At 49.0% G+C, this 11,975-nt stretch carries 11 protein-coding genes; all 11 read right to left on the reverse strand.

What is annotated here, in order from left to right:
- Positions 1–186 precede the first annotated feature (186 nt).
- Positions 187–672, reverse strand: a complete 486-nt coding sequence (locus tag H6F80_RS09290) for a hypothetical protein (RefSeq protein WP_190791288.1) — start codon at positions 670–672, stop codon at positions 187–189.
- Between the two features lie 101 nt (positions 673–773).
- Complete coding sequence (locus tag H6F80_RS09295; protein WP_190791289.1) at positions 774–1,001, reverse strand: tetratricopeptide repeat protein; 228 nt, start codon at positions 999–1,001, stop codon at positions 774–776.
- Positions 1,002–1,080: 79 nt separating this feature from the next.
- Positions 1,081–1,860, reverse strand: a complete 780-nt coding sequence (locus H6F80_RS09300) for an alpha/beta fold hydrolase (protein ID WP_190791290.1) — start codon at positions 1,858–1,860, stop codon at positions 1,081–1,083.
- Positions 1,861–1,927: 67 nt separating this feature from the next.
- Positions 1,928–3,631, reverse strand: coding sequence for a tetratricopeptide repeat protein (locus tag H6F80_RS09305; protein WP_190791291.1), 1,704 nt, complete (start codon positions 3,629–3,631; stop codon positions 1,928–1,930).
- 135 nt (positions 3,632–3,766) lie between these two features.
- Positions 3,767–5,230: a hypothetical protein gene (locus H6F80_RS09310; RefSeq protein WP_190791292.1), complete on the reverse strand. Its 1,464-nt coding sequence runs from the start codon at positions 5,228–5,230 to the stop codon at positions 3,767–3,769.
- Between the two features lie 120 nt (positions 5,231–5,350).
- Positions 5,351–6,718 carry a calcium-binding protein gene (locus H6F80_RS30340; RefSeq protein WP_277879086.1) on the reverse strand — a complete coding sequence of 456 codons (1,368 nt, stop codon included), beginning with the start codon at positions 6,716–6,718 and terminating at the stop codon, positions 5,351–5,353.
- A 477-nt stretch (positions 6,719–7,195) separates the two neighbouring features.
- Positions 7,196–8,671: a calcium-binding protein gene (locus tag H6F80_RS09320; protein WP_190791294.1), complete on the reverse strand. Its 1,476-nt coding sequence runs from the start codon at positions 8,669–8,671 to the stop codon at positions 7,196–7,198.
- Between the two features lie 188 nt (positions 8,672–8,859).
- The gene (locus H6F80_RS30345) at positions 8,860–10,218 is read right to left on the reverse strand and encodes a calcium-binding protein (protein WP_190791295.1); all 1,359 of its coding nucleotides are present in this window, start codon (positions 10,216–10,218) and stop codon (positions 8,860–8,862) included.
- 121 nt (positions 10,219–10,339) lie between these two features.
- On the reverse strand, positions 10,340–11,089 hold the full coding sequence (locus H6F80_RS09330) for a DUF6585 family protein (protein WP_190791296.1): 750 nt from the start codon (positions 11,087–11,089) through the stop codon (positions 10,340–10,342).
- A gap of 43 nt (positions 11,090–11,132) precedes the next feature.
- Positions 11,133–11,471 (reverse strand): hypothetical protein, encoded by a 339-nt coding sequence (locus H6F80_RS09335; RefSeq protein WP_190791297.1) that lies wholly within the window; start codon positions 11,469–11,471, stop codon positions 11,133–11,135.
- A gap of 64 nt (positions 11,472–11,535) precedes the next feature.
- On the reverse strand, positions 11,536–11,975 hold a 440-nt coding region (locus tag H6F80_RS30350; protein ID WP_518523546.1), incomplete at its 5' end, for a M10 family metallopeptidase C-terminal domain-containing protein.

An 11,975-nucleotide genomic window follows, 5' to 3' on the forward strand; every position in this document is an offset into this window, starting at 1 on the left:
CTTGCCATCAAATCTTTTGTGAATCAAAGGATCCACAAACAGTTTCTTAGTTTTGTTCTAAGAATAATATGGCGGATTGCTGGCGGTAGATAGACAATGCTCAGTAGGATGCTGCTAAATCGCAGTAATGCTTGCTTCAACAAACACTCGCTTCAATGATAGTTCATGTGCTTTTGCTTCGATCGCTCATGAATTAAACACAACTGTTAATGTTTCACCAATTGGCAGTGCATCCCATTGTTCGGTATAAGCTCGCAGCCGAGAGCGTACTTGTTGCAGATTATCGCTTGTGATGTGATCTGGAGTAGGAACGCTGCGCTGGCTACAGGCGATTTGTAAAATTTCCCAAAAGTTTTCGCTGGATTCGAAGCCATTCCACATCTCGGCTTGGAAGCATTCTACGAACGATTCGGCTTGCAGTGCTTCACTGAGATCGTTTAATTGAAAGTCGCCAGCATCCCAGGGAGGAGCCGAGTTCGGAAACCCAACGCCTATGGATAAAATGCCATAAAATCCCCGTTTGAGTTTGAGCGTATCTTCAACCACGTAATGAACAAAATCGTGAGGCAGAATGCCCTGTTTTGGCATTGGACATCGGGTAGAAGTTCCATTGTCGCGAATGCACTCCATCCAGTCCTGCTTACCTCCATGCTTGGTAAATTGGATCTTCATGGCGATCGTCTCCTATAGGTCAATCGAGTTACTATGTTTTGCGAGTTACTATTTCTGTCGGTTTTGGTTAGCAGTGCGGATCAGAACCGACAGATGCCTTATTACCGTGAGGTGGTAATCGAAGCGTCTGCATCGCGCCAAGCTTGCTCAAATTGAGTTTGCACCTGTTGCGCTTCTTGTGTTTTGCCCTCTGCCCATAAGCTCTGCGCTAGCCCATAAAGTGACCAGCCGTTTTCAGGATATTCAGCCACATTCTCCAGATAGGCTTGCTCTGCCTGGGCAGGACGGTTCGCTTGCAGCAGTACTGCCTCTAAAGTTTGGCGCACCATTCAGAAAGCTAGTGCAGTAGAGGGTCAGGCTAGATTAAGTCAGGGCAATGGTGGCGACAACGGTCACTAGAACTTCAATCTATTTTTCAAGCAAGAAGCGAAATACTGCCTCGGTGTACAATTCGGGTGCTGTGGTCATTCCTTCGTGTGCCTGGCCCGGTAACTCTTCAATGCGAGCATCAGGAAGGACGGCGGCGATCGCATTAGTCACATAAAGGTCACGAGGGCTTTCGCTGCCAATCTGGAGCAGCACCGGGATTGGAAGATCCCGAAAGCGATCGGCTTTGAAATTGTACCGGACCAGTGTCCGAAGATCGCCCAGCGTTGCCTTCGCATCGGCAATAATTGGCGACCAAAGTTCGGTGGCTCGCAGTTCGTCTAGCTCCTCAATCGGGACAAACAGAACATCGCGGAAGAAGGTGATTGCAAAATCCTCCCAGTGGTCTGCCTGCGCCAGTGCCTCCAGCTGCATTAGAGCTTCTTTACGAATGGACTGCGGATAGGGAGCCTCGTAAAGCACCAGTTTCAGCACGTGGTTGGGAACTTTGTTCGCTGCGGCAAGGGCAACCTGAGCACCATAGGAGTGACCCAGAAGGAAAACGGGTTCATCAATCGCCTGAATCAGGGTCACGACATCCAAACTTTCATCAATAAGACTGTGACCTTCGGTTGCGTCTGTTTCACCCCGTCCACGACGAGCGATCGCATAAACGGTAAACTGCTTCTCGAATCGGGGTTTTACAAACTCCCAGTTAGTATTGTGATCGCTGAAGCTGCCGTGTACGAGAATTAGGGGTGGACCACTGCCGGATTTGTCGTAGGAGACTGTCGTGAGCGTCGGTGAAGACAGGTACTGCATGAATTGATTTCCAATGAATTAGGTTTCTGAAACAGATTGCAAACCAGGAAAACACTTTGCATGACGACTACTGCAAAGCAGCGATCGAGGTATCGGCATATTGCCAAGCCTGCTCAAATCGGGCTTGTACCTGCTGTGCTTCTTGCTCTTTGCCTTGCGCTCGTAAACTTTGCGCTAGCCCATAGAGCGACCAACCGTTTTCGGGATAGATTGCTAAATCCGCTCGGTAAACTTGCTCGGCTTCTGTGGGGCGGTTGGCTTGGAGCAGCACTGAGCCTAAAGTCTGACGTACCGGAGCATACCAGGAAGCAGGTTCAGTGTATGTGAGGCTATCCTCCAACTCAACGCCTTGACGAAGATGGGCGATCGCTTCCTGATAGTTTCCCTGTTTAGCTGCCAGTTCACCGGATAGCACTTCGATCGCAATTTTTAGCAGATAATCTGCGCTGTTAAGACCATCGACGGTGACAGACTCCAGATCAGGATTGGTGGCGATCGCCTGGAGGGCCTGGAGTTCCCGATCTGCTTGCTGAAGCTGGCCTTTTGCCGTGTATGCCATGCCGCGAGCAAAATGCCAAACGCCTGTGGGATAGATCAAATCCTGCCCTGGGGCAGGCTGCGCCAAAATTTCATTCCATTGCCCAAACTTGACCTGAGTATAAAGCGGAATCAGGGTGAAATGTTGCAAGGGACCATTGCCTGCTTGTTGGATCAGGGATTGATCCACTAAATTTGCCGTTTGTTGGGCAGCCTGCATTGCCACTTCCCGCTGTCCCGACATCACCGCTGCAAACCAGAGAAAGTGATGATTATGGGGCATATAAACTGTGGGATACGTTCCTTCTGGGTTGTGCTGTTGAGCATAGAAGGCATCGGCGGCGGCGGCTTGCTGATTGGCAATGACGGCATCGTGGTAGCGTCCCACCCGAATATAGATGTGACCCGGCATGTGAATCAGGTGCCCGGTGTTGATGTTGAGGTCACGGAGGCGATCGGCGGCTTGTGCTGCCAGTTCTGGACGTTCGGCTTCCACCGCATGGATGTAGAGGTGCAGTGCGCCGGGATGGTTTGGGTTGCGTTGCAGGACAGATTCCAGCGTTGCAATGATTTCTGCGCCTTCAGGTTTGGGCGTGCCGTCTTCTGCCCAATAGTCCCAGGGCATGGTGTCCATCAGTGCTTCGGCAAACAGGGTGGCAGCATCAAGATCATCAGGATATTGTTGTACCACTTGCCGCATCGCGTTCGCATAAGCAAGGTTGAGAGCAGTTCGGTCTTCAACAGGCTCAGGTGCGTAGCGGGTTGCCAGTGCCGCAATGTAGGCGCGTTCTTTAGGGCTGGCAGACGGGCTAAGGGCAATCGCCTTTTGAATCGCTTCCCAGGCGGTGGAAACGGCTCCCGCTTCCATTGCTGCGTTAATATTTGGACCTAGCACATACGCCATGCCCCAGTAACAGATCGCGCAGTTGGAATCAAGTTGGGCGGCTTGCTGAAACGATCGCAGCGCTTCGGCATGGTTGAAACCGTAGGATAGAATCAATCCCTGATCAAAGTAACGCTGTGCCTGCGAATTGCGAGTTGAAATCGAATGGCTGTAGTTGCCTAGGTTATCAAATAGCGGAGTCGTGACAGAATTAATGGTCGTTTGCTCAGGGTAATGGCTTTCGGTATGAGCAATTGCCGTTTCAGCCCAACCGATCGGGTAACTCAGAAGTAGCGTCGTCAGAAGCGAGCCAACAAATAAAGTTCGGTAGGATTTGAACAGTCGATTCATGATGTTTACTCCTCAAAAATTCAAAAGAATGGTGTGGTCGCGATCGCTTAACCTTTAGATGGAATGCAGATGGCATAAAATCTGGATTTCGTTTTTGTACAGGTTTTTGTACAAATCCAGCCGGGCGGCTGATTCCTATGCCAGTACTGGGATGATCGCGCCTGAAACGGCTAGCGTCGTGATCGATCGAAAGTCGGTTGGATCAAGCTGGGTGGCACGAACGCCCGAGAGCTGAGCAAGTTGTTCTTTGCCTGCTTGAACGATCGTGCTGCTGCCCTGTTGAACAAACTTCAAATCAGCAAAAGACAATCCAACTAGTCCAATGAAATCTTGACCATTTTGAAAATCAGTGACGATGTCAGTTCCCTTGCCGCGAGCCAGAACAAAGGTGTCAGCACCCGCACTACCCGTGAGCTGATCTGCGCCTCTACCGCCCTCCAGAATGTCATCCCCTGCATTGCCGAAGATGCGATCGTTTTGATTACCACCAATCAAAATGTCATCACCGGTATCGCCAATCAGCGTGTCTTTGCCCGTTCCACCGTCAATAATGTCATCGCCATCGCCGCCATTCGCGCGATCATCTCCGCCCAGTGCCAATAGAATCCCACTTTGGGAACCTCCCCGCATCGGATCTGCTTTGCTGCTACCACGCACGATCGGCACACGCGGCAACCGCTCAACGGGTATTAATCCCGGATTAGGATCGGCTTGCTTGACCGTGTCATAGCTAACGCGAATGCCGCTGATTGTGCCTTCTCCATCACCCCGCACTGTTTGTCGGATAATTTGATCTTCGCTGCCAAAGAAACCGTTACCGTCTTTGGGCTTCACTTGCCGAGTCAGCGTGTCATAGGTGAACTCTAGTGCCGTTTTGCCTGCTCTCGCGTCCAGATCAAGCGGAATTTGAGCAACTTTTGCCCCCGGCTTAAAAGCCCTCAGGGTGACGCTGAGTTCGCGTTGGCCTGGATCAACCGATGCTGATAAGTTGATGTTTTGTCCGGGTGCTGGCGAAAATGAGGGAGAAGTGACTTGCTGCTGTCCGTTGATATCTGCTTTGACAGTAACGTTCGATTTCGAAGTGAGCGGAATGAGTCGATCGATACCGATCGTCAGGTTTGCAGCCACAACTTGACCCGCTCTGGGAATCAAACTGTAATCCACGGAGGAAAAACCTTCCCTTTTGTTGACCTCTAAGAAATAGGTTCCCGAATCAAGGCGATCGAACTTAATTTCATCTGCACCGGGTTGGAAAGAAGATGACAGAAGTTCATTCAAACCCACTGTGCCATCTCCATTCAAATCTCGAATGAGCCGCATTGCGACATCTTCAGCCTTGGCGGTTCTTAGTGAGACATCGAGTTTTGAGGGGCGATCGACGCTAAAGGAGAATACATCGATCGGATCTCGGATGATCGTGGAAGGTTGAGTTGAGCTAAAAGGCGTGGTAATGATCCGGACATTGCCCTCAATTGTGCTTCTGAAGTTCAGTAGGTTGCCCAGCGAATTCGCTTGCCCCAGCGAGTCATTTGGCTCAGTTTCTTTGAATATGACGATATCGGTTGGGGTGCGTATGCTTTCAATAATTTCGTTCGCCATAATTGAATGTCTCTCATTGAAGTTAAAGAATTAACAAGATGTGAGCAAATTTCAACAAAAATTCCTGTTGACAATCGCGAGCGCCAAAGCCGAATCGATTGTGAAATGCAAGACTACAAATTAGACAATGACGTGGGGTACTTCTACGCCCTTAACGGCGGCAAAATCAACTTGAGCAAAATGCTGGTTAGTGAGTTGATTCGATCGAACGCCTTGCAGCACGGCTAGCGTATTGCCACCCCTTTTAAGGGCAGCACCCAATTGATGTGCAATCACGTCAATCATGTCGGGCTGTAGCGCAAACGGAAGTCCAATGCGATCGCCATTAATCTGAAAATCTTTGAACAGATCTACGCTCTTAGAATTCAAATCCACTACAAAGACATCGCGCCCTGCACCGCCAATATGGACGTCGTTGCCATCGCCGCCATAGGTGATGTCGTTGCCTGTACCGCCATCAAGCAGATCGTTACCTTTGCCGCCATAAACGGCATCGTTGCCGCCTTTCGCAAACAGATTATTGCGGCGATCGTTGCCCACCAAAATGCCACCAACATCGCGTCCGGTGATATTTGTGCCATTGCCTACAATCATTGGGGCACTTTGGAGTGCTGTCGATGATGCGGTGAAGGTGTTGTAATCAACTCGGAATGTCACTTTAGCTTGTTTAGCTCTCTCACTTGGAGCGCCAAACACATCTCTCAGCCGAGCAAATCCATCCCCTTCTACAGATTGGCTGAGTCCTGCACGAGTGGGAAATCCACTGATGAAGCCACTGATACGATCACCTGTAGAAAGCGTGTCAGTACCAGGAGTATACTTTCCAAAAAACTGGGGAAGCTCTGAGAAAAAGGGAACCAAATCCACCGGATCATCTCGATCGGGGTCAGCATCGATCGCTTTAATCTCGAAGGGAATCTCTTTTGCAGAGATATTGACAGGTTGAGTGAAGGTAAAGTTCGGCTTGACATCGTTGCTATCCTTGTCAAATACACCACTCGATCGACTTTGCCCATCGATGTTAATAGTCGTCTTGAAATCTGCCCGATGAGATGAGGAAAAGGGAATTTTGATATCAAATTGCTCTGACGTTGTAATTCGCTCTAGAGTGATGCTCGTTTCTGCCCGATTAATGCTTAAAGCACTGGCACTTAGCTTATAGCCGTCGAATGTGTTACTAAGGGAGCTAAGTTCTAGAAAGTAAGTTCCAGGCTGCAAGTTTTGAGAGCTAACCACTCCCACATCAGATGATGTGCTCAGGATAGAGACATCTAACGTCCGGTTGTTAGCGTCCTGCAATATCAGCAGATTGACGTTGGAAGAAAATACAACCGCAGAAAATCGAGATGGAGTATTGATGGTAAAACGGTAGAAGTCCAACCTATCGTCTTGACCAATGTTATCTTCTTGAAAGAAGGATCTGTTGGAGCTAGAAAATTGCCCTAAATCCTTAGCAGTACTCGTAGAGTTGTTGTCGTCACGTGCCATGGGAAATACCTTCTCGAGGAACATTAATCATGGGTTGTCAATGGCTCAGCTAGTACATTGGAAGACGAAAACACGGAATTCTATTCCAGCAATGTTGGTATTTCTATTCTCGTGAAGCAAGTGAAATTGACAGCGGTAATCTGATTGGTTTTCAGATTCGAGAGGACAGCAAGTTGTTGTTGCTTTGTGCTGCATTGATGAACTGCGTTACTGGTAGTAGCAGCGATTGTCTTCAACACAGCACGAGGCGCGATCGAGCGATACCTGCAATTCTGTTTCAGAATAAACGTCCTCTTTGAATCACTAGTCAGGAGCGATGCAGTTCTCTTATTGCATCTGAAATCAAGTTAGCGAAAGAAGCGTTCCCGAAGCGTTCCTAAAGCGTTCCGAAGTCGATCGTCTTGCTCTGTTTTGACTATGCAGGGGTAGGGAGTGACTCAGAACTCACGATGGATGAATTCTGAGTTGGATAATCCGCTACGCCACAACAGGGACGATCGTTTCCAGAACGGGCATCGTTGCAATGGATTTGAAATCGGTCAGGTCTAGCGCAGCGGGACGAACGCCCTGCACAACGGCAAGCTGCTCTTGACCTGCTTGAATGACCGTGCTGCTGCCGCGTTGGACAAACCGCAAATCGGCAAGGCTCAAATCTGCTTTTAGCCCGATAAAGTCCTGCCCATCGCGGAAGTCTTGAATGATATCGGTGCCGTTGCCGCGAGCGAGAACAAAGGTGTCACTGCCTGCACCGCCATTCAGCACATCTAATCCTTTGCCACCATCGAGCAGGTCATCACCTGCATTGCCGAAGATGCGATCGTTTCCGGTGCCGCCAATCAGAATGTCATTGCCACTGCCGCCAGTCAGCGCATCTTTGCCGCTCCCGCCATCCACAATGTCATCTCCGCCACGGCTGTTCACGCGATCGTCTCCGCCCAGTGCCAGCAGAATGCCGTTATTGTTACTGCCCTGCATCGGGTTTTTGCCGTTGCTGCCTCGAATCACGGGAATATTGTTGGCTTGCAGCACAGCAGGCTGATTGCCAACAATTACATCGGGAACCGTGAACGTGTCATAGCTGACTTTGATGCCACTAGATGTTCCTTCACCGTCTCCCCGCACCGTTTGCCGTATTGTGGCGTTCTCTTTGCCAAAGAAGCCGAAGCCTGTTTCGCCTTTCACCTGACGAGTCAGCGTGTCGTAGTTGAACTCCAGTTCCGTCTTGCCCAATTTGGCATTGAGATCGAGCGGGGATTGCCTGCCGTTCGCATCCACTTTAAAGGCATTCAGTTTAACGTTGATTTCTCGCTTATTTGGGTCAACAGGTCGACTGAGAATGATGCCTTGATTGCCGCCCGATCCGAAAGGCTGCGTTTGCTGAGTGAATCCCTCAATGTTCGCCTTCAAAATCACGTTGCCAAGACTGTTGAGCGGAATGATACGATCGATCTCAACGTTGAGTCTGGAATTCGCGATCGGAGACGCTTTGGGTGTTAGCGTATAGTCGACCGAAGTCGTGGGGTCAGTACTCTTGATGACTTCCAGAAAATAAGTTCCTGGTTCCAGGCGATCGAACTGAATTTCATCGGCTCCCGGCATGAAGGAAGCATTTAGCAAATCTTCAAAGCCTGTGCTAAAGCCCTTTTTGCCGTCATTATCAAAGTCTTTGATCAGGTTAAAGGCAATATTCTTCTCGTTGTTTGACGTGAGTTTGGCATCCAGTCGAGTGGGGCGATCAACGGCAAATGAGAAGTTATCGATTCCATCGTTTGAGCCAATATTCCCCAATCCCCTGACGTTGCCGACTGCGCCAATGCTGCCATTGGGCATATTGCCAAACACCGCTTCAGCAGTGCTTAGAAAACTATTCCGAGTCCCAGAGACGTTGGTCTGCTCTTTCTCCTGAACAAGGGTTGTGGGATTAAGCAATGCGTTAATGATTGCGTTCGCCATGATTGAATTTCTCCTGAAATTGTGAATGATGTAAATAAAGATAAAGGTGACGTTCCGATCGGCGTTTCTTTGCAACGGTGCTATACGACAAGACACCCGTTTAGACTCAGAAAGTATGAATCGCGACCGAACTGGATGATATTGAAAAGCCTATTGAAAACTGCTTCGTGTTAATTCGCCTGCAACGGCTACGCGACTAACGTGGGTACTTCCATTCCCTTAAAGTGAGTGAAATCAACGGTGACAAAATCGGCAGCCGTAATCTGATTGGCTTTAACGTTGGAGAGAACGGCAAGCCGCTGATCCCCTACCCCGACGACAACGTTTTTGCCTTGCTGCACGATGTCGAGAATTTCAGGATTTAGCTCGATCGCCAATCCCAATTTGTCTTTGCCCTTCTGGAAATCCTTGACTACATCGACCCCATTGTTGAGTGCCAACACGAAGGTATCTTTGCCAGAACCACCCATGTGCGTGTCGTTGCCCGCACCGCCAAAACTCATGTCGTTGCCTGTGCCGCCGATCTGAGTGTCGTTGCCTGTGCCGCCGCAGAGGGCATCGTTGCCGCCCATACCGGAAAGGGTGTCGTTGCCGCCTTCGCCGCAAAGAATGCCGCCCTGATTTTTTCCGGTCAGGTCTTGGCTGGCGTTGGTACCGCGAATGATAGGGGTGCTGTTGCTAAATGTAGCGAATGAATTGGTAAAGGCATCATAGGTCACTTGAAACGATACGACTGCCCGCTTTGTTCCTCCCTGCCCTACTGGTGCACCTTTCCCATCGCCTTCCAGAGTAATGACTTCTCCTTCTAATCTCGGTACGCCAAAGCCGCCAGAATTGTTGCCAAATTGCGATCGCAGTCTTCCAGTCGCTGCGTCGAACTCAAACGATGAACCGATTTGAGTATTGCTAGGATTAAAATCGGCGAAATCATCAAACCTGCTGGGAGCAGGATCGTGATCTGTTACGGCGAGGTTAACGGGAACAAATCGCTGGTTTAGATCAACACTTTTGGAAACAATGAAATTGGGACTAATTTGATCGTTGTTGCCAAAGACCTTGCTCTTGCGAGATTCACCTTGGATATTTGTGAAAATTTGAAAGTCAGCCTGCTGGAAATTACCAAAGATTGTCCTGGGGTCAAATCGTTCTAAAGCTCTGATCGCCTTCACATTGACTGATAAATTGGCTTCGCTCACTGCAAGCCCGTTCAAGCTTAGATCGTAAGCGGTGCTACCGCTATCTGGCTTTTGCACTTCCAGAAAATAAACGCCAGGGGCAATGGTTTCAGCATTAAGTGAATCAACGGCAGTACCTCTATTTCGTGAGGATGAAATCGCCTGTCCATCTGCGCTTCTCAGAAACAAATCGACGTCTGAGTTCTTCGGAATTAAGGTCGCACCTAATCGAATGGGTTTAGAAACATTAATGCGATAGAAGTCTGACAAGTCATCGGTTGAGCTGACCGTATCGCTAACAATTCGACCGCTGAGTGGAAAAACGCCTAAATCTCTTGCATTACCAAGTGAATTATCATTGTCGCGTGCCATAAAACTATCTCTTGCAATTGAATTGTGAACTGTTGTTTATTGGGACAGAAACTTGCATTACTTTGTCAGGTGTTTCTATGCCATGAATTGAGGTAAGTTCAACTTGAATCGCGATGTCTACCTAACTGACCTGAATATCGTCACGCTCTGCTGAACCCTGAATGTAATCAAGTAGCACGAAAAAAAGGGGCAGGTTTGGAAATGTCTTTTGATCAAGCAGTGCCCAGGGCTTCTTCTGACCTTTTTGCTTAATCTCAACGAAGGTGTGAATGGTCGTACGAGTTCGAGTTTGAATTACTGCCGCACCATCAAACTCTTGCCAAGAGAGATGTTGCATACCCATGACAAGACCACTATCTGTGACTGCAAGCGGCTTGAAGAAAACAAGCAGTCCTCGATGATAGGTGTCGATCGCATTCGGTAATTGATGCTGCACGACCTGCTCCTGCAAGATGTATCCCAGTTCTTTAATCTGTGCTAGATGCTCATCAAATTGAATCTTGCGATTGTCTCGGGTTTGAATGGTATGGGTATAGCTCGTTATTTTTGCCAGACGGGTTACGGCAATGAGTAGGGTATCAACGTCGGCGTAGGGCAAAATTATAGGATCAGATTTACGCCGATCGACTAAACCATGTTGATAAAGGAGGACAACACTTTGAGCTGATCGCCATCGTTGCCACGATCGATGAGCAAAGTAGATCGAGAAGATTGTTGCAGGAATACCGACCAAGAACAAGCAACTAATCAGTGAGGGAATAATCATCAAACCCCAAGTCACAAATAGCTGTTTAGCTTTTGGTTTGTGCCAGTTAAATTCTCCGAGGAGTTGACCAAGTTCTTGAGGTGGGAATGAGGCGGAATAATTCATAACTACACTTCAAATGAATCAAATTTCTGGAACGTGGAAAACTTCAACTTCTTCTCCAGCAAAGGCTAGTTAACCCTGCTGAGAGCAGACCCAAACCCGGTGCAAGACCAAAGCCAAGCCAAGCTTTTAATAAGGCAAGGGCATCATCCGGGGTAGGTGCTCCACCATCTGGAGGGGTAATTGTTTGGAACTGCGACTGACTCCACAACAGAGTGAGCAGGAGGGTGGCGATCGCACTCATTCCACAAAGGGCAGCGCGAACTAATCGTCGAGATCCGCTATGTTCTTGCAGCCTAGTTATTAACAGCGATACGCTCAATGTACCTATCACAATGCTGCCGACTAACCCAAGCAACAAAGCAAACAGAATAAATAGTGCCATTGTGGATTCTCAACTGAATGGGAAGGCATCAACACACACAAGGTAAGCAGATGAAGCCATTTTTTTAGGACACTAACGTGGGTACTTCCATTCCCTTGAAGTGGGAGAAGTCCACGGTGGCAAAATCAGCAGCATTAATTTGATTGGCTTTCACATTCAAGAGAGTCGCAAGTCGTTCACCGCCCACGCCAATCACGGTGTTTCTGCCCCGCTGCACAATGTCGAGGATCTCTGGGTTTAACTCCATCGACAGTCCCACTTTGTCTTCGCCCTTCTGGAAGTCTTTGACGATATCCACGCCGTTATTCAGTGCCAGCACGAAGGTATCTTTGCCAGAACCGCCCATGTGCGTGTCGTTGCCTGCACCGCCAAAGCTGATGTCGTTACCTGTGCCGCCGATGTGAATGTCGTTGCCTGTGCCGCCGCAGAGGGCATCGTTGCCGCCCATGCCAGAGAGTTTGTCATTACCCCCTTCGCCGCAGAGGATGCCGCCCTGATTTTTTC

Source organism: Leptolyngbya sp. FACHB-711 (assembly GCF_014695615.1).
Lineage (GTDB): Bacteria > Cyanobacteriota > Cyanobacteriia > Elainellales > Elainellaceae > Leptolyngbya_A.